This is a genomic window from Psychrobacter sp. MES7-P7E, from assembly GCF_002863645.1.
Classification (GTDB): Bacteria; Pseudomonadota; Gammaproteobacteria; order Pseudomonadales; family Moraxellaceae; genus Psychrobacter.
The window spans coordinates 1-26,270 of sequence record NZ_PJBU01000069.1 but is presented as its reverse complement, the minus strand read 5'-3'; the positions used below and the strand labels follow the sequence as shown (position 1 = coordinate 26,270).

The window sequence follows — 26,270 nt, the reverse complement described above, 5'->3', positions numbered from 1 at the left end:
TTTATTCTCAATAGCATATCACCAAAAGACAGCGATATGCAGTTACCGCTTATTCATCGAACCAAGATTCCCGAGCTTTCATGATGAGTTTTCCTGCAGTTTCAGAGTCTAATCCTTCGATATCTTCTAGATCGAAGACGGCTTGTTCTGCCAAGTCATCAACAGTAATGATGTCTTTCTGCGCCATTTTATAAGCCCAACTGACTGTCATACCTTCAAGCTCTTGAAGCTCTTGACTTGGCTCTTTCATGTTCTGTTGTTTGACCAGTTCATCAGCGATGACAACTTCTTTAGCACGCTCTTGAATCATATCAATCGCTTCATCGTCTAGACCTTCGATATCATAGAAAGTCTCAACTGGTACATAGGCCACTTCTTCGATACTGGTAAAACCAATATCGACCAATGCCTGTGCTAAATCTTTATCTACTTCTAGGCGCTCATAGAATAATTCAATAAACGCTTTTGATTCGTTTTGTTGACGTTGCTGATACTCTTCTTCGAGCATCATATTCAGCTTATAGCCCGTCAATTCAGACGCTAGACGTACGTTTTGACCTTGTGAGCCAATAGCACGCGCCAATTGATCATTGGTGCTAAAGATAATATCTGCTGTTTGCGTATCTTCATCTAAAATGATACTGCTTACGTCAGCAGGCTCTAGAGAGCTAATGATAAACTGGGCAGGGTCATCTGACCATACCACCACATCAATACGCTCACCGTCTAGCTCTTGCTGTACTGCTTGGATACGTGTACCACGCATACCAATACAAGCACCAACTGGATCAATACGATGATCGTTGGTCTTCACAGCTATTTTAGCACGGGTGCCTGGTAGACGAGCGACGTTACGGATTTCAATAATTTGTTCTGCGATCTCTGGTACTTCTTTTTGCATCAATGCTGATAGCATTTCAGGATGTGTGCGAGATAACAATAACTGTGCACCGCGGTTTTCACGGTTCACATGGTACAAGATAGCGTTGATACGCGACTTTGCACGGAGTTGTTCACGTGGCAACATTTGATCACGTGACAAATAACCTTCAGCATTGTCACCCAAATCGATGATATAGCCATCACGAGTCTGTTTTTTGACTTCGCCATACATCATCTCACCAACACGTGGCTCGAAAGCATCTGCAACTAATGCACGCTCAGCTTCACGAATCTTTTGGATGATGACTTGTTTGGCTTGAGTAGCAGCAATACGACCAAATTCGATTGATTCAATTTGCTCTTCTTTAATATCACCAATTGACCATTCTTCTTGATCAAGATCGGTGATAGCAAGCTGACAAGCTGGCATTTCATGGTCTTCATCTGCAACCACTGTCCAGTAACGATAAGTATCGTAATCGCCAGTTGCACGGTCGATCGCTACCCGTACAGCCACTTCTGGCTGCTCGGTATATACTTTCTTCTTAGTCGATACCACTAAAGCGTCTTCAATTGCTTCAAAGATATCTTCAGGATTTAAGCCCTTTTCATTACTGACAGTTTCTACTACCGTTAAGATTTCACGACTCATGCTATACCTGTCCTATCATTTTTAATTGACTTAAATTTTATAATTTGGGTGCTGCTATTATATAGTTGCTATAAGCCACATAAGCTATTGGAAGATAAAACTGTCTATCTATAAACAGTTACCCTAGTAAAAATCTAGGCATCTTCATAAATCAAATTGGCTTTATCAATATTACTTAGTGCAATCTCAAACTGCTCGCCATCGCTTGACGTCAGTTTTAAAGCGTTTTCATCAATACTATCTAAAGTACCTGTGGCTTTACGACGTTTTTGATCGCCTGTACCGATAGCTTGAATCAGACGCAAGCTCACAGTTTGACCAACATACGCATGCATTTGCTCATCTGAGAAAAACGCACGGTCAAAACCAGGTGAAGATACTTCTAAGATGTACTCACCAGCGATAGGATCATGAACTTCCAAGATACCGCTTACTTGGTGATTTACTGCCGCGCAGTCTTCAATCGTTACTTGTTTATCTTGGGCTTGCTCTTCTGGCAATGCCTCAATATAGATACGTAGTAAAGAGCGACGACCTTGTGGCGCAAACTCGATACCCCATAGTGACACATCACAAGCGGCCACGGCAGGGGCAATAATATTAGTCAGTTCTGCAACTTTAGTCGAAAGCTTCATAATCTCTTTGTATTTTCCTATTCACTTATCTATCGTACTTAGTAAACCGTATTAAAGATTGACTCTTATCTATATATAGCAATCTTATAATGATAAGAATAACGGTCAGTATATAATTTTAAATCACAAATATATGATACATATTGTGCATTTATATAGGGACGAGCGTAAAAAACATCAAGCTCGGCCAAACAATGCTTTTATTATTTATAAAGCACTACTATCGATAAAAGTATGAGGAATAAAAGATAGTGTTGCTTAAGAAGCATCGTGCCGGTAGCGGCCGATGATGACCAGTGACGAGTAATATCGTACTCTATAGACTTAGAGCTTAGCATAAGTAGGATAGATACCGCGATAACACTGACCTTCAGATACAAAAAAACCCACAAACATAATGGTGGGCTAATCGGTACTGACAAATTTAGTGTACAAAACATCAGTATAAAAAGTGGTAGCGGGGGCTGGATTTGAACCAACGACCTTCGGGTTATGAGCCCGACGAGCTACCAGACTGCTCCACCCCGCATCAATCTAGAACGCATATTATAGGGAGGTTCTGTAGAAGTGTCAATACTTTTTTTAAATTAATTATAAAATAAGTATTATCTGCTAAAAATCCAACCTGACGCTATGCTACGTCTGTAAAACTTGGTGCGATTGGGGGGACTTGAACCCCCACAGCTTTCGCCACCACCCCCTCAAGATGGCGTGTCTACCATTCCACCACAATCGCATTGTACTGCTCTGTCTCTATCGTCCAGTCTATAATCAATGATGCTTAAGGTAGGCATCTATAGAACAGGAGTTGCGAAAACAGGAAAGCATTGTAAATCTAACCTACCAAAATAGCAAGCGCTGCCTACTTAAAAGAGGCTTACTCAGGATTTTGAGTCAATGGACGCGGCGTTTGCGGTGCTGAAACTGGCGCATCTAGACGAAACTGATCTTCTGCTTGCTTACGAGCATGAACAGCAAGCGTCATGCTCGTAATAAAAAATATGACCGTTAGTACTGCCGTAGCACGCGTCAAGAAATTAGCAGTACCTGCTGCGCCAAACACGGTACCTGACGAACCGGCACCAAAAGAAGCTCCAGCGTCTGCCCCTTTACCATGCTGTATCAGAATCAAGCCGATCATGGCAATGGCCACAATAATATGCAGGGCTAATATAAACGTAAACATGGTGGCCTCTTTTGCCGCGTAATGACGACTGATAACGGAAAATAAAACGTAGGTTAATAGAAAGACAATCGGCATGATCAAATGCCAAATCGACTATATAAATAAGGCGCATTGTACACGATTGCAAGGGCAGTGTTAAACCTACTTTTACCAACCGATAAAACCATACTCTCTATAAGCTATGATCTTGATATCTGAGCGTTATCTATCCATTTAAGCATTGGCTTGGTTAAATGCGTCGGCAATCGCTAGAAAGCTCTCTGCTTTTAATGAAGCACCGCCCACCAACGCACCATCAATCATAGCGTCAGAAGCAAAACTATCGGCATTATCAGCATTAACACTACCGCCATACAGCACGGTAATCGTATCTGTTATATCAGCAAAGCTTGCAACCGTTTGCTTAATATACTGATGAGTCTTACTCACTTCTGCCACAGTAGGCACTTTACCTGTACCAATGGCCCATACAGGTTCATAAGCGACGAGCAGCTTTTCAGATAATGACGATGCTAACTCTGGCTGTTGAGTCAGTAAATCCTTAATAACCGAGAGTTGCTCATTGATAACGTCGAGTGTTTGACCATTGGCATACTGCTCTTGCGTTTCGCCGATGCAAAATACCACGCCTAAGTTCTGAGAAAACGCATGAGACAATTTGCTTATCAGGCAATCATGAGACTCTTTATGATATTGACGACGCTCAGAGTGGCCAAGTAGCGTCCAAGTAGCACCTGCATCTGCTACCTGCTGTGCTGAGCAGTCACCAGTATAAGCTCCTGTACTTGCACTATAAGTACTAACATCCTGTGCTGCACAGAGTATTGAGCTATCTGCTAGACGCGCACTCACTGTACTTAAATGAACACAACTGGGCGCTACCATTAATTTACAGCGGTTTTTTGACGCCTGCGAGTTGGCTCGTTCTTCAGTATTAACTTTAGTTAATAAGTCGTCCAATAGTGTATTGACAGCACTGTTAGTCGCAGGATTCTGTTTCCAATTGCCAATTACCCAAGCTTGCATACTTATTTACCTTGTCTCATGTATTCATGCCAATTCGGCTAATATGCGCGTCAGTATAACAAATAATTCGTAAGTGCTATAGTAGCGTGCCACCATGAGCAGAATCACTTCTGCAAACTTATCTACAGAGAATATATCAATAGACCGTTATTTTTACGAGCTAGTCGTCTAATGGTATATATAAATTTTTCAAACTAAAGTAAAGTTCTATACTACAGAGTTTATAAAATCAAATATTATTGCTAGTTCTATATATAGATTTACAGGTAGATAAGATAAACAAAGCAAGATAGTTCGAGCGAGTTATCGACTAGCAACGACAAGTATATAGCGGGCAAGACCAAGCAGGTCTACAGCATATTTTGTATCAAAGGAGAGGTTATAATGTCTATCGCAACCAGTAAGTACGGTGGTCTAGCGCAGCAACTGATTAGCGACGGTGTCGTTAGTGAAGCGAACATGAAGACGGCACAAATTGAATCGCAACAGCAGCAAATAGGACTGGTACCTTATCTGGTAGACAATAAACTGGCCGATGCTTATTTACTTGCCCAAATGCTATCCCAAGCTTTCGGTGACCCTCTATTTGATCTTGATGCATTAAACATTGATGTTATTCCAAAAGACTTGGTGGATGAAAAAATCGTTCGCAAGTTTAATGCTTTACCACTCTTTAAACGAGGACAACGTCTATTTGTCGCACTAAGTGATCCCACACGCGTTGATGCTATTGATGCGATTGCCTTTAATTCTCGACTGTCGATAGAAACCATTGTTGTCGAAGAAAATAAGCTCAAAAAGCGTATTGAAAGTGCATACGCAGATACAATGCAAAGTTTTGATAGCTTTTCTAATAGCGACCTAAATGTCGACTTTGAAGATGGTAATGAAGATAAAGAGGATGGTGAGACTCAGCTGAATGACGGCGTCGATGAAGCACCTGTTGTAAAGTTCGTCAATAAAATGTTGGTAGATGCTATCCGTATGGGTGCTTCTGATTTACATTTCGAGCCATACGAAAAATCTTTTAGAGTACGATTTCGTGTCGATGGCGTCATGCAAAAAATGGCCAATCCACCGGTTCAACTTGCGAATAAAATTGCAGCACGTTTAAAAGTCATGTCGCAAATGGACATCTCAGAACGCCGGGTACCGCAAGATGGGCGTATTAAACTAAAAATTTCTAAAAATAAAGCCATTGATTTCCGAGTAAACTCATTACCGACGTTATTCGGTGAAAAACTTGTCTTGCGTATCCTTGACCCATCCTCAGCCATGTTAGGTATTGATGCATTGGGGTATGAACCAGATCAGCAGGAAATGTTTTTAGAGGCATTACACAAACCACAAGGCATGTTGCTTATCACTGGTCCTACTGGTTCTGGTAAGACGGTCTCCCTTTACACTGGTATCAACATCTTGAATACTGGCGCAACCAATATTTCAACGGCTGAAGATCCAGTTGAAATTAACCTTGAAGGAATTAACCAGGTCAACGTTAATGCCAAAGTTGGTCTAACGTTTGCCAATGCGCTCAAGTCTTTTTTACGTCAAGATCCTGATATTGTTATGGTCGGTGAGATTCGTGATCTTGAGACTGCTGAAATCGCCATTAAAGCGGCGCAGACAGGTCATATGGTTCTTTCTACTTTGCATACCAATTCAGCACCCGAAACACTAACGCGCCTACGCAATATGGGCGTTGCTTCTTTTAATATTGCCACCTCAGTCAACCTAGTCATTGCCCAACGATTGGCACGACGTCTCTGTAAGAACTGTAAAAAACCTATTAACATCCCGCGTCAGAGCTTATTAGAGATTGGTTTTACCGATACTGATTTAGATAACACTGATAATATCATTTATGAACCAGTCGGCTGTAATGAATGCCGTGAAGGTTATAAAGGCCGTGTAGGTATTTATGAGGTGATGAAGGTCAGCCCTGATATTTCACGCATTATTATGGAAGATGGTAACGCAATAGATATCAAAGACGCTGCCATCAAGAATGGTTTCCGCGACTTGCGACGTTCTGGGATCTTAAAAGTTTTGCAAGGTGTCACGAGTATTCAAGAAATGATGCGGGTGACTTCTGAATAATAAGTAAAGTCATAGAATGTACCTGCTATTTTTTGGCAACTTAACTTATAGTTGTTAAGCAATTTATAAACTAGCAACATTGTCTATCAGATACTTTTAAAAATAAAACAGATAGACACTGGTTTTTTACGCTAAAATAAAGTATGCCTGACTAATGTCTTAAGTCTGGTATTCTATTGTAAATTTACAATATATATTGGACCATTTTGAGGGTAGTAATATGGCAAAAGCTAAGACCGATATGTTGTTAGATTTTGTTTACGACGGTGTGAACCGACGCGGGCAGAAAGTTAAGGGAGAAACCACCAGTCGTAACTTAGAGCTAGCGAAAGCAACCCTACGTAAACAAGGCATCACGGTTAAAGGGATTAAGAAAAAACCAAAACCTCTTTATACCTTCAAAAAAGCTATTAAAGCCATTGATATTGCTATTTTTGCTCGGCAGTTGGCAACAATGATGAAAGCAGGTGTACCGTTGACCCAGTCCTTTGAGATTGTCGCCGACTCGCTCGATAATCCAAGTATGAAAGACTTAGTATTGAAAATAAAAGCAGATATTGAAGCAGGTGGCACCTTTGCCTCTTCTTTGCGCAAACATCCTCGTTACTTTGATGATTTATTCTGCTCCCTCGTCGAATCGGGCGAACAATCCGGTGCACTTGAGACGATGCTCGAACGAGTAGCTACTTACAAAGAAAAGAGTGAGCTTCTAAAAGCAAAAATCAAAAAGGCGATGAAGTACCCTATTGCTGTTATCGTAGTTGCTATCATTGTCACTATAATTTTGCTCGTAAAGGTAGTACCTGTATTCTCTGGATTATTTGAATCATTTGGAGCGGAACTACCTGCTTTTACTCAGATGGTAGTAGCGATGTCTGAATGGATGCAGGCATGGTGGTTTATTTTGATTATTGTCATTGGTGGATCAATTATTAGCTTTACTGAGGCTAAAAAGCGCTCTAAAAAGTTCCGTGACTTTTTGGATCGGGCTACCCTAAAGGCTCCAATTTTTGGAAACATTGCTTATCAAGCAATTATTGCTCGGTTTGCACGTACGCTATCTACCACTTTTGCCGCTGGTGTACCGCTTATCGATGCCCTAGATTCTACTGCTGGGGCGACCAATAATGTCGTTTTTTACAATGCAACTCAACAAATCAAAAATGACGTATCTACTGGCCAGCAATTACAGTTCTCTATACGATCTACCAACTTATTCCCAAGTTTAGCTATTCAGATGGTTGGCATTGGCGAAGAGTCTGGTAGCTTAGAAGAAATGCTAGATAAAGTCGCTGTCTACTACGAGAATGAAGTTGATAACGCTGTTGATGGTCTAACTAGCTTGATGGAACCACTCATTATGTCGGTATTAGGTGTATTAATTGGTGGCCTAGTCATTGCAATGTACTTGCCAATTTTCCAAATGGGCGCAGTAGTAGGATAATGATTTGATGCAATTTATACAGTTACTACAAGAGAACAGTGCCCTAGCTTTATTCGTATTTGGCCTATTAGGTCTTTGCGTTGGCAGTTTTCTAAATGTTGTGATTCATCGCATACCGCTCATAATGGTGTATGGTTGGAGACAAGAGTGTAGCCAATTTATGTCTGAACAGGCAGATATGCCACGCGAGCATACGCTACCCATAGCAAATATTGTCGCTACTGACCAACCAATTACTTTAAGTCGACCTGCCTCACGCTGTCCTCATTGCGCACATAAAATTAAGTGGTATGAAAACATCCCTTTAATAAGTTGGCTATTACTACGCGGACGCTGTTCAAGCTGCAAAGCGGCTATCGGTCTGCGTTATCCTCTCGTTGAGCTAGTAACTGCCCTCTTATCCGTGTTAGTAATATATAAGTTTGGGGTAAATGCTACAGGTTTGTCCGCATTGGTTTTAGTATGGACACTAGTGGCGTTAACAGGTATCGACTTTGACACACAGCTACTACCTGATCGTCTAACTTTTCCTTTGGCAGGCTTAGGATTGGCGGTAAACTCACAAAGCTGGTTCGTCTCACCAACACAATCAATATGGGGATTACTACTTGGGTTTTTATCGCTATGGATAGTAGTCAAGGTATTCTATTTAATCACTAAAAAACATGGAATGGGTCAAGGGGATTTTAAACTACTAGCAGTATTAGGTGCTTGGCTCGGACCTATGATGTTACCTTTGATTATTCTACTATCATCTTTACTCGGCTCTATCGTTGGGCTGATCTTGATGAAAAAACAAGGTGAAAGTCGACCTTTTGCTTTTGGGCCTTATATCGCTATAGCAGGTATTGTTGCCTTATTATACGGCTCAGATATCGTTAGCTGGTATCTTGGTATGTATGTCTAATAGCTGACAGCGCACACTAGATTATTATAGTAAATATCATTGTAGTAAATTTTCGGTAGTGACTTATAAATAAAGCCTTAAAAGGCCAATTATGAGTTTAAAGCTGCATCCATTGTTCTATCTTTCAGATAAGCCATTATTATGTCAAAAAATACATCGCACTCTTATTCACACCAGCCACAAACCATGCAAACAAAAAGCAAGAAGCTCGTAGTTGGTTTGACGGGTGGTATCGGTAGCGGTAAATCTGCCGCTAGTGCTTGGTTTGCTGAGCAAGGCATCAATATTATTGATGCAGACGTAATCGCCCATGAGACTGTCGCTAAAGGTAGCGCCACTCTGCAGAAAATCCAGAAAAAATTTGGTGATTGGATACTGACGGATGATGGTGTTATGGATAGGGCTGCTGTACGTACACACGTATTCGCAAATCCTGAAGCGCTGATTGAGCTTGAGGCTATCACTCATCCAGCAATACGTGAGACAGCAAAAGCACAGCTAGATGCTAGTACTTCACCGTATATAATCTTGTCTGCGCCTCTACTTATAGAGGCGGCAGAGGCAGGACTGGCCAATTTATGTCAACGTATTTTAGTCATGGATGCGACCGAAGACACGCAGCTTGCACGTGCCAGTCAGCGTGATGATCAAAGCATACAAAAAATTAAGGCCATTATGACCAATCAGCTGAGTCGTGAAGAGCGTAATCGTCATGCAGACAATGTCATACTCAATGAGAGCGACCTTGCCTCTCTATATCTACAGTTAGAACCCTTGCACCAAGAGTATCTTACGCTTGCCCAGCAGCTAAAGTTCGCTGGCGATTAACCTCGTACAATGCCATGCCAGTAGCAACACTCACGTTTAGGCTCTGTAGATTACCATGCTCGTTTCCTGACATTGGAATATAAACCAACTCATCACAGCTCTCCATTGTCAGGCGACGCATACCCTCCCCTTCTGACCCCATAATAATAGCGGTCTTGCCAGTTAGGTCAGCGGCATGTATTGGCTTAGCCTCTTCACTAAGTGCCGTACCAAATACGAAAACGCCTGCATTTTTGATTTGCGACAACGTGCGTGCTAAGTTCGTAACGCTGACGATCGGCATCATCTCTGCTGCGCCAACCGATACTTTAGCCACCGTTGGCGTTAGGCTCGCTGCATGGTGTTTTGGACAAACCACTGCATCCACACCCATAGCCACTGCGGTACGTAGGCAAGCGCCAAAGTTATGTGCATCAGTAATTTGATCCAGTACCAATAATAGGCACTGTTCACGGCCAATAATAGTATCAAGCAAACCTTCATCAGCAAAACCTAACGGACGAGCATTGAGTACCACGCCTTGATGCTGCGGACTACCACACAACTGCGTTAGCTTGTCTTTTTGGGTCGGTTGAATACTAATACCGTTTGCTTCCGCTTCGGCCATGATAGCCTGTACATGACTGTCACTCTCACGCCCTTGCTGCACAAACAAACTAAGACCATCAAGAGGACGATGTTCAAGTAACGCATCAATGGCATGAATGCCGTAAAAATAAATGGGTTTTGCCATAATAGGCCTACTAAATATAAAGTGGATATCGCACTAGGCGACGGGATAAAAGAAGATAACGTAGATTTTACGTGTCATGACCCATTGATGATGAGAGAACAGTAAACCAAACGTCAAAAAAGAAATAAACAATACCAATCCGATATTGTTTATTTTCTCGAAATACTAATGTGTGATAGAACAGGCGCTAGAATAATAAAGCTCAAGCGCCCTATTAATAATATCAGCCTTCTAGATGACAGACATATTGAACAATCTCTTCAGTACGTAGGTTAAAACCGCTATTGCCTTCAACGACAAATGATTGACCTGCACGGTAGTAGCTGAATTCATCGTCACCATTGATCTTCACTTCACACTCACCACTGGTGATTTCGATACGCTCAGAAGTGTTGGTGCTAAAATGATAATGCTCAACCAAGTTGTCACAAGGTAAGATAACGCCTAGCGTTTTATGACGACCATCCTCAAACATAATGGTATGGCTTGAGCAGCGACCATCATAAGATACTGTCGCTTGGGCATTAACTGTTACGTTAGTAAATTGCGCCGCTGTCATAGTGGCTTCCTTATCAAATAATTATGGCAAAACTAAAAAATAAGTAACGGGTTAAAGTACCGACAGAGTTGCACTGGGCTTCAAATACGCGACCAGTAAGCAAACACGCCTGCTTTAGGCACCTTATCCCTCTATAGTAGATATCTGCGCGCTAAAGCTAGCCGCAGGTTCTATGAAAACGCTTTTGAATAATGATCGAGTGGCATGTTTTTACCACTATACGCCTACAATTTTACAAAATTATGACTCGTTATTAGGTTGCATAGCGCATCAAACTCATAAGAAGAGTTTATCATTATGTGAGATTATGCTACCACATTATATCTATAAAGTTTGTTAAAGCGACTAGGAAAATTCTATTCGATGGCAAGTATCTACCCATTCGTTTAATATTCATTTGGTATTTTTCTAGGCGTATGCTAGACCATTATTTTAGGTATATTTTTATCATTATCAGTCAAAATACTTCTTCGCATACTATGCTTATCTTTGAATATCCAATGACCCTAATGATTAATATTATAGATATTATGTTGATGATTTATTGTCAGTTTTTAATAGTTTTATGGTAATCTCCCAATAATAAATTCTGTTATACCTCGTCTTAAAGTTTGTATTTACGCACATTTAACACCATACTATTTGCCTACAATATTTATCTAATTAGCAAGTTTAAATAGATATTTTCAATTCCTTATTTACCCTATTTATAGATGGCTTCCTAAGATTTATATGATGTCCATTGTCTGTCCTGAGAGGCGTTGATGCTAGTATCGTTAACTTTACATCAGTTTGCGTTGATTGCTCAGCATGAGCTGAGCGTGGCTGAAGGTTTTAATGTCATCACTGGTGAAACAGGTGCTGGCAAGTCGTTATTGCTAGATGCACTATCACTGTGTGTCGGTGAGCGAGCAGACAGTGCGATGGTCAGGCATGGCGCTGCGCATGCGGATATCTACGCTCAATTCGATGTAGAAAATAACAGTATCGTCGCTGAGTGGTTTACCAAAAATGAGCGACCGCTAGAAGAGCCTGAAGTACTTATTCGTAGACAATTAAGCAATACTGGCCGCTCAAAAGCATGGCTAAATGGTTCACCGGTTAGCTTAGCGGAGCTAAAGAGTTTAGGCACTTTATTGGTCAATATACATAGCCAACATGCTCAGCAAGCATTGCTCAAGCCGCAATTTGTGGTGCAATGGCTTGATGAGATGGCCCAGATAACACCGCTAGCCATCCAAACTGCCAGTAGCTATCAAGCCTATCAGCAGCTAAAACGTCGCGCAGATGACATCGCGAGCCGCGAAGCCCAGCGTCAAGATCGTATTCAGTTGTTGCAGAGCCAATTAGCAGATATTGCGCCGTTATTGGCTGTGGACTACGCGGAAGTTGAATCTGAACACGAAGAGCTCTCCAACATTGAAGCCTTAATGCAAGAGGCTAGTCATGGTCTGCATTTGCTCGACAATGATACTGATGAGCCAGACGTCATGACCTTGCTTGGGCAAGCGATCAAACTCTGTGACAATCAAGTAAGCGTCAGTCAAACGTTTGAACAAGCCTCTGAGCAGCTGCATCTAGCACAGCAGCAAATCACTGAGGTAACTGCCCTGCTATCAGATTATGCCGAACAGCAGCTACCTGATCCTGAACGCTTGCAAACATTAGACAACCTAATCAGCTTAGGACATCGTTTGTCACGTAAGCATAGCTTGCCCGCCAGTGATTTAATTGATGAAGCAAAAGGCTGGGAGGCGCAATTAGAGCAGCTAGAGAACGAGCCAAGTAGTGATGCAATGGCAGCGCAAATTGATCAGGCTTGGCAAGACTATCTCGCTCTGGCCACACAGTTAAATAAAGAGCGCACAAAAGCTGCCCCGGTAATTAGTAAGCAACTCATCAAACAACTACAACCGCTTGCGCTACCCAATGCTCGCTGTGAATTTGTCTTTACCAAAAAATCTGAACCTAGTCATTACAATGCACAAGGTTGCTACGATATTGATTTATTATTCAGCGCCAATGTCGGTATGCCAATGCAGCCCCTACATAAAATTGCTTCAGGTGGTGAACTGTCACGTATGGCACTCGTGATGCAAGTACTACAAGCGACCAATGCTGATAACAATGCCGCCAAGCCTATGTTGGTATTTGATGAGGTTGATGTCGGTATCAGTGGCGGTACTGCGCAAGTGGTTGGCGAACTGCTACGCTCGCTTGGGCAAACACAGCAATTGCTAGCCATCACACACCAAGCACAAGTCGCAGCACAAGCGCATCAACATATCTTGGTACAAAAGCACCATCAAGAACAGACCGAAAGCGAGCTACTCATACTGACCAACAGTGCGCAAGTAGACGAGTTGGCGCGTATGTCTGGTGGTGTCATTATTACCGATGTCACGCGCGATCATGCCCGCAGCTTATTATCCGATGTTAAATAACGCTCTACCTGACCTATCTAACGTTAAATAACCGTTCGTTTTCATCAAAACGGATGGTTATCTGAGTCTGTATGATGGTCAGTAGCAATTAGTGCGAATCTTGCTTTTCTGTTGATTATCACCATATAGTGGTCTTTCACCTTTATTATTAGGTTGCATTTGTTTCTATGTCTAAAACCAATTTGACCCATCATTTTTTGATTGCAGCACCAGAGCTGTCAGACCCAAGGTTTGAGCAGGCACTTATATATATTTGCCGTCATGACAAGCATGGTGCACTAGGTCTGATGGTCAATCGTCCGCTCGAGCAATCTCGCGTAGGTAAGCTGCTAGAAGATTTAGATATTGAAGTGACCAATCCGCAGGTGATGGAAGATGTGGCATTAGAGGGCGGCCCTATGTATCCTGAGGTCGGCTTTGTGCTGCATACTGGTCAGCCAGAATGGGCTTCTTCTTTTGCTATTTCGGAGAACGTTTGCATCACAACTAGCCAAGATATTCTAAAACGTATCGCCGCAGGTCAAGGCGTCGGTCACTATCAGCTGTGTCTAGGTCATGCCAGCTGGGGTAAGAAACAGCTAGACCAAGAACTGAGTAATGGTGATTGGTTAGTCTGCCCTGCTGATCTGAATTTATTATTTGATACACCGTTTGAAGAACGCTGGCAAATCGCAGCCGACAAAATCGGAGTCAATTTCGACTATCTTAGTAGTGACATAGGTCATGCGTAATCTCATACGCTCTGCGAATTTAGATAAAGACATAAAGGACGCCCATTACTATGGTAGATAGTACTTTTACAGCCAGTAGCACAGACGCTATAGATAATGACATTGATATTGATACTCTCGATAACGGTAGCAATAGCACTGCTGAAACTATTGAGCCAGAGGTAAAGCCGCATCTTATCTTGGCACTAGACTACGGTGTCAAAAAGATGGGAATGGCACTCGGTAATACCATCACACAGACGGCACGTGCCTTTGACATTTTGGCAATGAATAACGGGCAGCCAGATTGGGACAACTTAATTGGTATCATCAAAGTCTGGGGCGTGGCGCAAGTCGTGGTTGGCCTACCGCTTAATATGGATGGCACTAGCTCCATGCTTTCAAAACGAGCGCACAAATTCGCTCGTCGTCTGGCCCATAGAATAATGGAGCAGCATTTGCCAGTGACCGTATCACTGTGTGATGAGCGGCTGACTTCAATCGAAGCAAGAGAAATCGCATGGGACAATGGTTGGATCAAAAACGAACGCGACCCAATCGATGATATCTCCGCTTGTATCCTAATGTCGACCTATTTTGCTGATCCTAATAGCAGTATCGCTATCGATGCAATCAAAGCAGAATAAAGCAGCCAAATAGGTAAAAGACACGTGTGCGGCTATAATGTCACTTCGATACATCATACCTCTTAACGGATAAATGACTGATTACTATGACCACTGTCTCAGACCAATCTTCGCAACATAAGTCACAGCATGGTTTTGCTCCACTTGCTATTGCCCGTATTAAAGGCGCACAGCGTGCCAACCAAATAGCGATTTATCTCATTTATGCGGCTATTTTTGCATTTGTGGTCTTTGGCACGATTGCTAGTATCAAAGCCTTCCATGATAACCAGCTGCTTTATCAATTATTTTATAATTTGCCATATGCCCTAGTAGCCCTCACGATACCCATTACTATTTACGATGCATTGGTCGTTTATCGTTATCGCTTAAATCAACCGTCGATGATTGCCATGAGTATTGGCGTATCAACCATTATATTGGTTGGTGGATTAATTTTTGCCGATACTGCATGGTTAGGACTATCTTGTTGGCTGGGCGTGGCATTTTTATTTAAAGTAAGTTTTAAGCGGTTTTTTAACTTTTTAGAAGTAGCTGATACGCCTGATGCCGACGAAGAGGCTGAAAGTACTGAAGCGTAGACGACCTACAAAGTACGCCGCAATAAGCACTTAAGCAAACTACTCATCCTCAAATTCACTTATTTAGCTTTACGATAATGACTATGACCACTTCGATACCAGACACGCCTATCCACCATCACTTAGACACTCAAGGGCTGATTTGTCCTGAGCCGGTCATGATGCTACATCGCGTCATTCGCAAAGCAGATGGCGGTGAAGTGATTGAAATATTGGCGACAGATCCGGCTACCACGCGCGATATTCCAAATTTCTGTCGTCATTTAGGTCATGAACTAGTAGGCCAAGAAACACTGGCTGAGAACGTGAGCTTAGACGCTGATCCTGATGAAATTACCATCGATAGCGATGAGGATACGCCTGCAAGCGTAACGCTATATCGCTATCTGGTTAAGAAAAAAATGGCATGATAAGTTTGGCATTATTTTAATAACTGTCTGTTATTGCTAACTTAACCCCTACCTGAGTATCATCCTATGAGCCGTGATCGTGCCGTGCAACAACGACAGCCTAAAGCATTGGCGGTCGATGATGAGCCAGCTTATATGACTGAGTTTCGTCAAGCCATGCTGGCACGCGGTCTAGCGACGCGTACTCGTAATGCGTACGTCCGCGACCTACGCTCTTGTGAGCTGACCAATCCTATCGCTCTGACACGCTGGCAGCCTGATGATGTGCTGCACTGTCTGTCACTCCTTGCTCAAGATGGCAAAACTCCACGTACCCAAGCACGCATGCTCTCAAGCTTGCGTCAGTTTTATCTATGGATGATTGCCAGTAATCTGCGTGAGGACAATCCTTGTGAGCGTATTAAAAGCCCAAAACTCGGACGTCCGCTGCCAAAAGACTTAGCTGAAGCGGATGTCGACAATCTACTTGCCGCACCTGATACCAGTACGGCACTCGGACTGCGTGACAAAGCAATGCTAGAAATTTTATACGCCTGCGGTCTGCGAGTGAGTGAGTTGATTAACCTCTCATTAGAGCAAGTGAATCTAAACTCAGGCTGGCTACAAATCACGGGGAAAGGCAATAAAACGCGATTGGTGCCCCTCGGCGAATATGCAGCGGATGCATTGGAAGATTATCTGTCTCATGGGCGTGGCGACTTGATTGCTCATTTAAAATCAGGCAATTGCCAAGCGGTATTTTTGACGGCGCAAGGTGGCTATATGACGCGGCAGAACTTTTGGTATCTACTTAAGAAATACGCCAAAGTTGCCAGTATCGATAAAGAATTATCCCCGCATACGCTACGTCACGCATTTGCCACACATTTGCTTAATCACGGTGCAGACTTGCGTAGTGTGCAGTTATTGCTAGGACATAGCGATTTATCAACCACGCAAATCTATACTCATGTGGCAACAGCGAGATTGCAGAAATTGCATGCCGAGCATCATCCACGTGGGTAGCCTTGCCATATTGCCATATTGTCATATTGTCATATTGTCATATTGTCATATTGTCATATTGTCATATTGTCATATTGTCATATTGTCATATTGTCATATTGTCATATGGGCAGCATTGAAATCTAATATTATTGATGATTGTAAAAGGAATATATCGTGTCGCAAGCTCAACCATCTACCTTATCAAAGAGTCAAAACACTGCTCTCAGAAACCTTACTATCATGGGTTATTTAGAGGGTACGTCTTTTCTGCTGTTACTTGGTATCGCGATGCCACTCAAATATATGTTCGATATTCCAGAAGCGGTAAGCTATATCGGTCCAGTGCATGGGGTATTATTCGTTGCTTATGTCATGGTATTAATCATCACCGCGAGCAGAATAAAAATGCCGCTTTGGGCGCTACCTGCTGGTGTGCTCGGCTCGTTTTTGCCATTTGGGCCATTTATATTTGATCACTTATTAAAGAAGAATTTGGGGAAGTAGTTTCGAAAAAAATTCAATATCAGGAACGATGTATAGCTGAATGCGGCTAACGATAATGCCATTCTATTCGCCTGCTGTATCTATCACTATTTTAGGATTACGTGCCTGTATCTCGCGATAAAAACGTGACTGGTCTTTTGGTGAAATTAGTATTTCTTCATCTTGATATGATATTTTAATCCTATCCAATGATAGTGCTGGCGCAGAACTCATACTTCGAGTCGGCGTCATATAGGTGATATCTGTAATCTCAATTTTTTGAACAGAGAACCCACTATCTACTTGTAGTTGGTCATTCGTTAATATGTACTCAGTACCGAAAAAAGGGATGAGCATTAGTGCTGCAAAAGGTATGAGAATAACCGTCATTAATATAGTTTGTACGAGGGATTTTTGAGCATCTCGCTTCCACTGCCATAATGGAACGGACACAGTAAATAAACTCAAACCCCAAAGTAACAGTGCAAGCCAGAAGTCTACTTTGGATACGAATATAATGTCTGGCATAAATAACACTTAGAGACTATCAGGTTAGATTTGATTCTATCTTAAGCGATACCTCTTATCTAATATCTCTAGCATTTTTTCTTAAAAATTTTTCCGATACAGCAAAATGCAGTTCTAGAAATAGATAGCTGCAAACCCATCCTTTTCTCGTTACAATACCCTTATTAAAGTGCGTCATGATATACATGCTACCTAACTGGGCTGCGCACTACCTTTTACCTATCTATTATCCGAGAATCCCATGAGCCATAGACCACCTTCTGACCTGTTAAAAAACGCCGAACACTGGCGCGAAGATATCAATTTTCGCCAAGAAGTGCTAGGTAAGCCGTTTGATTTTGCGACCACGTGGGGTATTTTTTCACCGCAAAAACTCGATGACGGTAGCTTGATGCTTCTTGATTATGTGGATTTTGAGCAAGATGATGATTCGATCGATTTAGGCTGTGGTTATGGTGTACTTGGTATGACGGCAGCACGTGAATGTCCAAATGGTCAGCATACGCTGATTGATAAAGACTTTATGGCAGTAGAATATGCACGTCGTAACTGTGAAAAAAATGGTCTAAACAATGTCGATGTGCATTTATCAAATGGTTTTAATCATGTGGCAAAAGACAAAGACTTTAGCCTTGTGATGTCAAACTTGCCAGCCAAAGTCGGTAAAGAGCAGCATTATTTATACTTCCTCGATGCCTATGCACGCATGCGTAAAGGTGGACGTTTTTACGTGGTGACGATTAATGGCCTACGCCAATTTGTTAAGCGCTCATTTACCGAAGTGTTTGGCAATAGCGACAAAATCAAACAAGGTAAAACCTATACGATTACGATGGCGACCAAAGACTAGCTTTAGCTTTGCCTGATTGAGTTTCAGCCATTTAAACTGAAGCCTAAATTGAAATCGACATAAAAAAGCACGCTAAATTAATTTTAGCGTGCTTTTTATTTTGTATGGCCAATTGTCTTTTTACATCTGGCGTTTTATTAGATATCCGCCTAATAGCGCGCTGCCAATAATCGGTAATAGCACCATGAGCATTGGTGAAAAGCCTGTCGCCAGCGATACAAAACCAACTAAGTCTTGTATATAGCTAAATAGTAGACCAAACAACAACGCCACGACGATACGCAAGCCTAAGCTGTGCGTCCGTAGCGAGCCAAAGACAAATGAGCAGGCGACAATCACTAGCGACAATATCGACAATGGCGATAGTAGCTTTTGCCAAAATGCGACTTCATGATCTAAAGAGCGATTGCCCTGTTGGCGCATAAACGTGCGATGCTCATAAAGCTGCGTCAATGACAAATCCTCTGCCTTACGCGTCAGCAGATACACAGACTCTGGGGCAAAGGGTAAGCTTAGCGTATCTGATGGTGAAACGGCTTGGCTACTCTCAAAACCTTGATTGATAGAGAGCTTAACCATATCGTTTAATTGCCACTCGTAACGATACTGCTCGCTTGGCTTTTCACTGTTCACATCAATTGGTTCACGGCCAGTATATTTCCCACCTTCCGCATGGACAGCAGTTTGCAAATTACCATTGTTGTCCAAATGCCAGCGTTTCACCTCGCCAATATTGCCTGCGACATCAGCATAATCGATATATAAAATGTCGCTACCATCAGGTGTAGCACTGCCATCTTCTGCGGTGTCGAAACGTGGCTGTATCGTCCAGTAGCCGCGCACTGATGTGACCAGTGAGGTGCTGTCTTCATCATTAATCTGTTTTGCCAACTGATTAGAAGAAGGTAGAACGAACTGATTGATAGCTAATGCCAATAGTACAAATATCAAAGCGGGCTGCAATACCCAGCCGACGATACGATAGATACTGACCCCAGCCGCGCGCATGACGACCAGCTCGCTTTTATTGGCCAGCAAACCTAATCCTATGACGGCACCCAATAGCGCACCCGTTGGAATAAATTGTTCTAAAAAGTAAGGCGAACGATAAAAGATATATTTGAGCGCCTCGCCCATGGTGTAGTTATCATCTAACGAATCAAGCTCTGATAAGTAAGAAAAAATCAGCTGCAACGCCCATAAACCAATGACGGCAGCGATAATAGCCAATAGAGCGTTGAGTTTGACATAACGACTAAGGACTTTTAGATTGGCAGGTTTTTTGGCCAATTGATCAGACTTCGCTGACTTAGCAAATAAAGAGCGCATTAAGACTGCCCTCCTTGTGAGCTGTTGTTCTGATTATCGATGTCGCTAACTGAACTAGTTGTGGCAGCGGCTAGCCTATTTTCTTGTTTGCGAAAGCGTAGTCGATGTTGCACACGGCTACCCCAATTCATATAAAGCGCCAATGCCATAAATCCTAAGATAAGCCATGCATAGGCCCATACGCTGATGCTGTCTTTGCTCACTGCGTTTTTGAGCGAGATGATACCTAATGCACAGCTGACAAATAATAAGATAGAAGGAAACAAGCGCAGCCAGCGTCCTTGACGCGGACGGACTTGTGCCAGTGGCACGGCCAACATAGGCGCGATAATCATCAGCCATGGTAGCGCCAAACGATAGCCAAGCTCACCTTGTGCAGCGCGCATTGCACTATTCGTGCCTAATGACGAACTACTCGTGGCGGCTTGCCATAACGGTCCAATCTTTTGCGTTTCAATATTGTCTTCGGTGATAACTTCCTGTGAAGACTCAGTCAAGGTAATGCGATAACGATCAAAAGCGACTTGATTATATTTCAGACTGCCTGCGCCGACTTCGTAACGACGTCCTTGGAACAGATCTAACTGGGTCACACCGCTATTGCCGGTATCCACTTGCTCAGCACGCTTAGCCAACGTAATCGTGTCTTTGCTAATGTCCTTCGCACCGCTATTTATAATATCTTTTGGAATATCAGAGATGCCAATCTGTTCGGCTGTCTCTCTATCAATCGTGTTATTCATATCAGTAGCAGTGGCATCGACACTTTCAGCAGCACTACCTTTTTTCGCAGGTTCAGATTGGATCAAGATCACATCTTGCAATTTTTTCTTATCATCGCTGAGACTACCCACGTATAAATGGTAATTACCGCTACTGATAAACTCGTTCGGACGAATCAAATCAAACGCACTGGTCAATGCTTGCTGCTGCCAGACAGCCTCAGATGAGCGTACGCCCCAAGGCTTTCCGACGACAGATAGTGCCGCCTCGCCGACGAACAATGCCAATATTAATGGTGTCATCAATCGAGCAAGCTTACCTCGAGACACGCCACTAGCATTGATCACTGCCATTTCTTGATCGACATATAAGCGACCAAATACCAGCATCAAAGCGATAAAAAACGCTAACGGTAAAATGAGCTCTAAAAAGTACGGTAGGTTATACCCAATGATAGTAAACAGTAGGCTGACGTCCAAACGACCTTCAGCAGCGATGCCAAAGTAGCGTATCAAACGACCGCCGAGCATCATCACTACCAAAAACCCCAACACTAAGGCAGTGGTCGAGGCAACTTGTTGTGTCATGTAGCGGCGTAATATCACAATGGGTACTCTTAAACGGTTGGTATGCGCGCGATTGATGATGAGCTTATTGAATGTTTAGGTCGTAGACGTCATATCATCAGCATGATATGGGTCATCTAAATACTCAAATAACGGTAAACGTTACTAAGCGACTGGTTAGTCATACTCAATAAACACAAGCGACAGATATAACCGCTAATGCTAGCATGTTTTGCCCAAAAATGGCTGTGAAATGTGTTTGAAAACATTACCTACACCTTGCTGAGAGCGCATTATTGACAGTAAGTAACAAACATAGCAAATATTGGATAAATAATTGATAAAACCTCAAATTACATCGAATTGATAGTATTTCTAGCGCTAAGTTTTTGCTTTATTTATTTTAGAAAGGTTTGTTTGTCATTCGTATCATCGAACATTTATCTCTGTTATTAATTGCTAGACTGACTGATAGAAAAATATACTTATATTGTTAAACGGAGAATAATACTAATGAATAAAACGATCTCTACACCCTTTACCCTACTTGAGCTCGCTGGCGGCACATTCGATGCGCTTGATTGGTCAAATTGCGCACTCGTTCTTATCGATTATCAAAACGAATACGTCGATGGCGCTATGCCATTAGGGGACGCTGGGGCAAAAGCTATCGCCAATGCGCGCCTACTACTCGATAGAGCGCGTCAGCAAGATTTACCTATCTTCCACATTACCCATCATGGCGCCAAGAATGGCAATGTCTTTGATCCTTTATCAGCTAATGTTGAGATAGTCGAGCCGTTGCAGCCTCAAGATGGCGAAACAGTGATTGCCAAAAAGCATCCGAATGCCTTTTATGATACGCAATTACAATCACTGATTTTAGCAGTAGAAAAGAAGCAGATTATTTTTGCGGGTTTTATGAGTCATATGTGCGTCAGCTCAAGCGTCCGCGCCGCATTTGACCTAGGTTTCGATAGTTTTGTCTGCCATGATGCCTGTGCCACGCGCGATCTACCTAGCGCTACAAGAAAGCCGATAAGCGCTGAAATCATGCATGATACTGCCATGGCCGCACTACAAGACAGATTTGCCGCGATGGTAACGACCGATGAATTGGTCAATGGCTAATATGTTGGCACCATCGAAAAATGATAATGTAACCGCTAAACCATAGCGTAAGTTAGTACAGCATAATAATTCAAACGTATTACCTAAACCTTGCTAACTGCGCACAATTATCGCAATATGCTACACTACTGTGATTGCTCAACAGACCAAATAATCTAATAATATGACAGGTATAAGCAGTCATACAAATCCTGCAATTTTCATAACTCTAATAAGGATAACTATATGAATATCAAATTATCTCAGCATTTACCAAAGACTCATACGCAAAAAATCTTGAAAAAAGAAGCCAAAAGTAAAGACGATGCTTGTCTGGTTGTTTTGGTCGATGACAAGAAAAACATTCTGGCTGAATCTGTGCTAACGGAATATACCACTCGTATTGAGCAGCTGATTGAAGTATCACATTTCAAGGGCACTACCTGTGAGACTGTTGCTGACTATGCGCTGGCAGGTGATAAAAAAACCACTAAGCAAAACCCTGTACAACTGCTATTAGTCGGTGTAGGTAACACTGATAAGTTTAACAACACAATACTGCAAAAAATCGCCAATACTATCTATAGCAGCACTCAAAAGCGTGTGTCTTCTATCACTGTCGCCTTGGGTGATGTATTAGAAGAAAACCACTTTGGTCAATTTGCCCTTAATCTGTTGGCAGCGAGCTACCGCTTTGACAAGTATAAATCTGAGCAAGCAAGTCCTGTATTGACTGATGTTTATCTATTAGCTGATGAGTCACTACAGCCTGCACTTGCCTTTGCTCAGTCAGTATTTGCTGGTCAGAGCCTCACTCGTGATGTGGCCAATGAGCCTGGCAATATTTGCTTCCCAGCTTACATGGCTGAACAAGCTCAAGAACTTGCAAAAACTTACCCTGACCTATTAACCGTGAAGGTACTAGGTGAGGACGAGATGTCAGCGCTAGGTATGCATTGCTTCTTGGCCGTTGCACAAGGCTCTACCAAAGAAGGTAAACTGGTACTCATGGAGTACCGTGGTAAATCAGAATTTAGTTCAAATGCAGGCACTACCGAGCACACCACTAGCAACGCAAAAGTGAGTGGTCTAAAGGCATTGGCCGATAAACTACCAACCAAAAAGTCAGCTAAAAATGCAAGCAAAAATAGCAATGACAATGCACAAGCGACCAATGACGACGCACCTATCGTATTAGTCGGTAAAGGCGTAACCTTTGATTCAGGCGGTATCTCAATCAAGCCAGGTGCGGCGATGGATGAGATGAAGTTTGACATGGGTGGTTCGGCGTCAGTACTTGGTACAATCAAAGCGTTGTGCGAAGCTCGTCTACCAATCAACGTCGTTGGTGCGCTAGCCTGTGCTGAAAACATGCCATCAGGTGATGCAACACGTCCAGGCGATATCGTTAAAGCAATGAACGGTAAATCAGTCGAAATCTTGAATACTGATGCTGAAGGTCGTTTAGTACTAGCAGATACCTTGTGCTACGTGCAGCGCTATCAGCCAAAAGCCATCATCGATGTTGCCACCTTGACTGGCGCTTGTGTAGTTGCACTAGGTCATGTTCGTTCAGCCGTATTTAGTAATGATGAAGATGTCCTGTTTGATTTAGAAAATGCTAGCAACCTATCAGGCGATCTTATTTGGCATATGCCTTTGGATGATGAATATCAAGCTCAGCTTGACTCACCAATCGCTGATATGCAAAACATCGGTGGTAAAGGTGCTGGTGCGGTAACTGCCGCCTGCTTCTTATCGCGTTTCATTGAAGAAGGTCAAGCATGGGCGCATTTAGACATCGCTGGTACTGCATGGAACTCAGGTAAAGACAAAGCAGCCACTGGTCGTCCTGTGCCATTGTTTATGCAATATCTAAAAAACAGCGCAGAGATGGCTTAATCCATTTATGAAAATTAGTTTTTATGTATTAAGTGAGAGTAAGGCCCAAGATTTCTTGGGCTTTATTTGTCAGCTGACGCAGACGGCGCTTAACAAAAGCGCTCAGTCTTTGCTGATTTTAATTGAAGATGGGACATTACTAGCAAATCTAGATACGGCACTTTGGGCACAAGAACCTACGAGTTTTATACCGCATCAATGTCTTTCTGATACTGACAATAAAAGTACCAATGATAGAGGTACTGATGATAGCAACATCAACATTGCTACTTCTGAAGTATCAGCGCCTGTACTGCTAGGCAATCATATGCCAGCAGATTTTAATGGTATCGTGCTCAATACGACGACTCGTCCCGTCAACGATTTTATGGCTGCTACCAATAATTCAAAACCCTCTCGAGTCCTTGAGCTGATCCAACCTGATGCCACAAGTACACAAGAAGGTCGCAATAAATATAAAGCCTACCAGCAATTAGGTTACGATTTGACCCACTTTAAGGTGTAGCTCTACTGTTTATTTCCCTCTTACCTTTCATAGCGAAATCTCTTCCTACCTTATATATCATTGCCTATATCGCTGCTTTTACTCTCCTATAAATGAGGTATTCTGAGTAGCTAGCCCTTGCCTATAAGTGCTACATTCTTTTTTATACTAGTTCTATAACTCTACTATCCCTCTGTTTGCACGCAACAGCTACTGCTATGAGCGGTATGCGAATATGTCAAAAAATGCTACCATCCTTCGATAAATTTTCTGTTGTGACAATTCACTTACTTTTAACGGACTTGAGGGTGTACAGATGCGTTCATTAATTGCAATGTATCAGCGTATAGGGCTGGTGCCGCTTATTATTATTGGTTTGGTGTTAGGGGTATTGATTGGTTGGCTAGCGCCAAGTATCGGCACCGCCATAGGGTTGCTCGGTACACTCTTTGTCGGCGCACTAAAAGCAGTCGCTCCCATCCTAGTATTTATTCTGGTTATGGCAGCCATCAGTCAACATCGTAGTGGCAATGAAGTCTACGTAAAGCCAGTGCTTATCATGTACATGTTCGGCACTTTTTTGGCAGCACTAACGGCAGTCGGTGCCAGCTTTTTATTCCCAACTGAGCTGGTCTTGATCAACGCCGATATCGCGCAAGTACCACCTGCTGACCTAAAAGAAGTCTTGACGAACTTGCTCATGAACCTGGTCGCTAACCCGATCAATGCAATCGCTGAAGCCAACTATATTGGTATCTTAGCATGGGCAATTATTATTGGTTTTGCACTGCGCCAAGCCAGTGATACTGCTCGTAATGTTGTCGGTGATTTCGCTGATGCCATCTCACAAGTGGTTAAATGGATTATTGCTTTAGCCCCATTTGGTATCTTAGGCCTAGTCGCTAGCACGGTTGCTGAGACAGGCTTTGCTTCTTTGGCAGGCTACGCACGTATCTTGATGGTATTAATCAGCTGTATGTTATTCATTGCGTTGGTTGCCAATCCGCTTATCGTCCTTATCAAAACTGGCAAGAACCCTTATCCACTCGTGTTCAGATGTCTGCGCGAATCAGGAATTACTGCCTTCTTTACACGCAGTTCAGCGGCCAATATCCCAGTCAACATGAACCTTGCCCGTAAGCTTGGATTGCATGAAGACACTTATTCGGTGACCATCCCACTAGGGGCCACCATTAACATGGCGGGTGCTGCGATTACGATTAACGTCTTAACGCTTGCTGCTGCTCATACGTTGGGTATCGAAGTGACGTTTGCATCAGCGCTGCTACTCAGTCTGGTTGCTACGATTAGTGCTTGCGGTGCTTCTGGTGTTGCTGGTGGTTCATTGCTATTGATTCCACTCGCTGCTAGCTTATTTAGCATTCCAAATGATATCGCGATGCAAGTAGTTGCGATTGGCTTTATCATCGGTGTGATTCAGGACTCAGCTGAGACTGCTTTGAACTCTTCTACTGATGTATTATTTACAGCAGCAGCGGATCCGACGTATTCGCGTTAATTTCTGCTGTAGTGTTTTATATAGACATAAGAAAAGGGCCTTTAA

25 protein-coding genes and 2 tRNA genes are annotated in these 26,270 nt (G+C 42.7%); 16 read left to right on the top strand and 11 right to left on the bottom strand.

The genetic code is table 11. The features are described 5' to 3' along the window. Positions 1-49: 49 nt before the first annotated feature. The 6 genes from nusA to tpiA all read right to left on the bottom strand — a co-directional run bounded on the left by nusA (position 50) and on the right by tpiA (position 4,381). On the bottom strand, positions 50-1,534 hold the full coding sequence (gene nusA, locus CXF62_RS01665) for a transcription termination factor NusA (protein ID WP_057757751.1): 1,485 nt from the start codon (positions 1,532-1,534) through the stop codon (positions 50-52). 134 nt (positions 1,535-1,668) lie between these two features. Further along, the gene (rimP, locus tag CXF62_RS01660; RefSeq protein WP_102092655.1) at positions 1,669-2,169 is read right to left on the bottom strand and encodes a ribosome maturation factor RimP; all 501 of its coding nucleotides are present in this window, start codon (positions 2,167-2,169) and stop codon (positions 1,669-1,671) included. 452 nt (positions 2,170-2,621) lie between these two features. Next, positions 2,622-2,698: transfer RNA gene (locus CXF62_RS01655), tRNA-Met, on the bottom strand. A gap of 123 nt (positions 2,699-2,821) precedes the next feature. Then, positions 2,822-2,905 (bottom strand) — tRNA-Leu (locus CXF62_RS01650). Between the two features lie 141 nt (positions 2,906-3,046). Then, positions 3,047-3,355, bottom strand: a complete 309-nt coding sequence (secG, locus tag CXF62_RS01645; RefSeq protein WP_021814138.1) for a preprotein translocase subunit SecG — start codon at positions 3,353-3,355, stop codon at positions 3,047-3,049. A 213-nt stretch (positions 3,356-3,568) separates the two neighbouring features. Next, on the bottom strand, positions 3,569-4,381 hold the full coding sequence (tpiA, locus tag CXF62_RS01640) for a triose-phosphate isomerase (RefSeq protein ID WP_102092654.1): 813 nt from the start codon (positions 4,379-4,381) through the stop codon (positions 3,569-3,571). Between the two features lie 384 nt (positions 4,382-4,765). Here tpiA and pilB point away from each other — a divergent pair, with 384 nt between their 5' ends. From pilB to coaE, 4 genes are all read left to right on the top strand, one after another. Next, positions 4,766-6,481 carry a type IV-A pilus assembly ATPase PilB gene (pilB, locus tag CXF62_RS01635; protein ID WP_102092653.1) on the top strand — a complete coding sequence of 572 codons (1,716 nt, stop codon included), beginning with the start codon at positions 4,766-4,768 and terminating at the stop codon, positions 6,479-6,481. Between the two features lie 220 nt (positions 6,482-6,701). Next, positions 6,702-7,925 carry a type II secretion system F family protein gene (locus CXF62_RS01630; protein WP_102092652.1) on the top strand — a complete coding sequence of 408 codons (1,224 nt, stop codon included), beginning with the start codon at positions 6,702-6,704 and terminating at the stop codon, positions 7,923-7,925. A gap of 7 nt (positions 7,926-7,932) precedes the next feature. Beyond that, positions 7,933-8,832 carry a prepilin peptidase gene (locus CXF62_RS01625; protein ID WP_102092651.1) on the top strand — a complete coding sequence of 300 codons (900 nt, stop codon included), beginning with the start codon at positions 7,933-7,935 and terminating at the stop codon, positions 8,830-8,832. Positions 8,833-8,973: 141 nt separating this feature from the next. Then, a complete protein-coding gene (gene coaE, locus CXF62_RS01620) occupies positions 8,974-9,660 on the top strand; it encodes a dephospho-CoA kinase (protein WP_102092650.1) in 687 nt (228 codons plus the stop codon). Here the strand turns inward: coaE and rlmB are convergent. After that, positions 9,623-10,393: a 23S rRNA (guanosine(2251)-2'-O)-methyltransferase RlmB gene (gene rlmB, locus CXF62_RS01615; protein ID WP_102078746.1), complete on the bottom strand. Its 771-nt coding sequence runs from the start codon at positions 10,391-10,393 to the stop codon at positions 9,623-9,625. The two genes, coaE and rlmB, sit on opposite strands and share 38 nt — an antisense overlap. Positions 10,394-10,616: 223 nt before the next feature. After that, positions 10,617-10,952: a pyrimidine/purine nucleoside phosphorylase gene (locus tag CXF62_RS01610; RefSeq protein WP_057757729.1), complete on the bottom strand. Its 336-nt coding sequence runs from the start codon at positions 10,950-10,952 to the stop codon at positions 10,617-10,619. A 764-nt stretch (positions 10,953-11,716) separates the two neighbouring features. Between CXF62_RS01610 and recN the strand changes: the two genes are divergently transcribed. From recN to CXF62_RS01575, 7 genes are all read left to right on the top strand, one after another. Next, complete coding sequence (recN, locus tag CXF62_RS01605; protein ID WP_102078809.1) at positions 11,717-13,396, top strand: DNA repair protein RecN; 1,680 nt, start codon at positions 11,717-11,719, stop codon at positions 13,394-13,396. A gap of 167 nt (positions 13,397-13,563) precedes the next feature. Then, positions 13,564-14,127 carry a YqgE/AlgH family protein gene (locus CXF62_RS01600; RefSeq protein ID WP_101204671.1) on the top strand — a complete coding sequence of 188 codons (564 nt, stop codon included), beginning with the start codon at positions 13,564-13,566 and terminating at the stop codon, positions 14,125-14,127. A gap of 50 nt (positions 14,128-14,177) precedes the next feature. Then, the gene (ruvX, locus tag CXF62_RS01595; RefSeq protein ID WP_227673305.1) at positions 14,178-14,753 is read left to right on the top strand and encodes a Holliday junction resolvase RuvX; all 576 of its coding nucleotides are present in this window, start codon (positions 14,178-14,180) and stop codon (positions 14,751-14,753) included. An 86-nt stretch (positions 14,754-14,839) separates the two neighbouring features. Further along, positions 14,840-15,334 (top strand): hypothetical protein, encoded by a 495-nt coding sequence (locus CXF62_RS01590; protein ID WP_102092649.1) that lies wholly within the window; start codon positions 14,840-14,842, stop codon positions 15,332-15,334. Positions 15,335-15,417: 83 nt separating this feature from the next. Further along, positions 15,418-15,744 carry a sulfurtransferase TusA gene (gene tusA / locus CXF62_RS01585; protein WP_102092648.1) on the top strand — a complete coding sequence of 109 codons (327 nt, stop codon included), beginning with the start codon at positions 15,418-15,420 and terminating at the stop codon, positions 15,742-15,744. A gap of 66 nt (positions 15,745-15,810) precedes the next feature. Further along, a complete protein-coding gene (gene xerD, locus CXF62_RS01580) occupies positions 15,811-16,749 on the top strand; it encodes a site-specific tyrosine recombinase XerD (RefSeq protein WP_102092647.1) in 939 nt (312 codons plus the stop codon). A 156-nt stretch (positions 16,750-16,905) separates the two neighbouring features. After that, entirely contained in the window at positions 16,906-17,235 is a 330-nt protein-coding gene (locus tag CXF62_RS01575) for a DUF3817 domain-containing protein (RefSeq protein WP_102092646.1), read from the top strand. A 63-nt stretch (positions 17,236-17,298) separates the two neighbouring features. Here the strand turns inward: CXF62_RS01575 and CXF62_RS01570 are convergent, their stop codons facing one another. After that, positions 17,299-17,742, bottom strand: a complete 444-nt coding sequence (locus CXF62_RS01570; RefSeq protein ID WP_102092645.1) for a PH domain-containing protein — start codon at positions 17,740-17,742, stop codon at positions 17,299-17,301. 241 nt (positions 17,743-17,983) lie between these two features. On the opposite strand from CXF62_RS01570, the gene CXF62_RS01565 reads away from it, so the two are divergent. Then, the gene (locus tag CXF62_RS01565) at positions 17,984-18,592 is read left to right on the top strand and encodes a class I SAM-dependent methyltransferase (protein ID WP_102092644.1); all 609 of its coding nucleotides are present in this window, start codon (positions 17,984-17,986) and stop codon (positions 18,590-18,592) included. A gap of 120 nt (positions 18,593-18,712) precedes the next feature. On the opposite strand, the gene lptG is transcribed toward CXF62_RS01565, so the two are convergent. Together lptG and CXF62_RS01555 are read right to left on the bottom strand one after the other, a co-directional pair. Then, complete coding sequence (lptG, locus tag CXF62_RS01560) at positions 18,713-19,921, bottom strand: LPS export ABC transporter permease LptG (RefSeq protein ID WP_102092643.1); 1,209 nt, start codon at positions 19,919-19,921, stop codon at positions 18,713-18,715. Then, positions 19,921-21,231, bottom strand: coding sequence for an LPS export ABC transporter permease LptF (locus CXF62_RS01555; protein WP_102092642.1), 1,311 nt, complete (start codon positions 21,229-21,231; stop codon positions 19,921-19,923). Before CXF62_RS01555 ends, lptG begins: the two co-directional genes overlap by 1 nt. 492 nt (positions 21,232-21,723) lie before the next feature. Between CXF62_RS01555 and CXF62_RS01550 the strand changes: the two genes are divergently transcribed. The 4 genes from CXF62_RS01550 to sstT all read left to right on the top strand — a co-directional run bounded on the left by CXF62_RS01550 (position 21,724) and on the right by sstT (position 26,225). Then, positions 21,724-22,341, top strand: a complete 618-nt coding sequence (locus CXF62_RS01550) for a cysteine hydrolase family protein (protein WP_228153127.1) — start codon at positions 21,724-21,726, stop codon at positions 22,339-22,341. 225 nt (positions 22,342-22,566) lie between these two features. After that, entirely contained in the window at positions 22,567-24,222 is a 1,656-nt protein-coding gene (locus tag CXF62_RS01545; RefSeq protein WP_102092641.1) for a leucyl aminopeptidase, read from the top strand. 7 nt (positions 24,223-24,229) lie between these two features. Continuing rightward, the gene (locus CXF62_RS01540; RefSeq protein ID WP_102092640.1) at positions 24,230-24,727 is read left to right on the top strand and encodes a DNA polymerase III subunit chi; all 498 of its coding nucleotides are present in this window, start codon (positions 24,230-24,232) and stop codon (positions 24,725-24,727) included. Between the two features lie 295 nt (positions 24,728-25,022). Continuing rightward, positions 25,023-26,225 (top strand): serine/threonine transporter SstT, encoded by a 1,203-nt coding sequence (sstT, locus tag CXF62_RS01535; RefSeq protein WP_057757687.1) that lies wholly within the window; start codon positions 25,023-25,025, stop codon positions 26,223-26,225. Positions 26,226-26,270 lie beyond the last annotated feature (45 nt).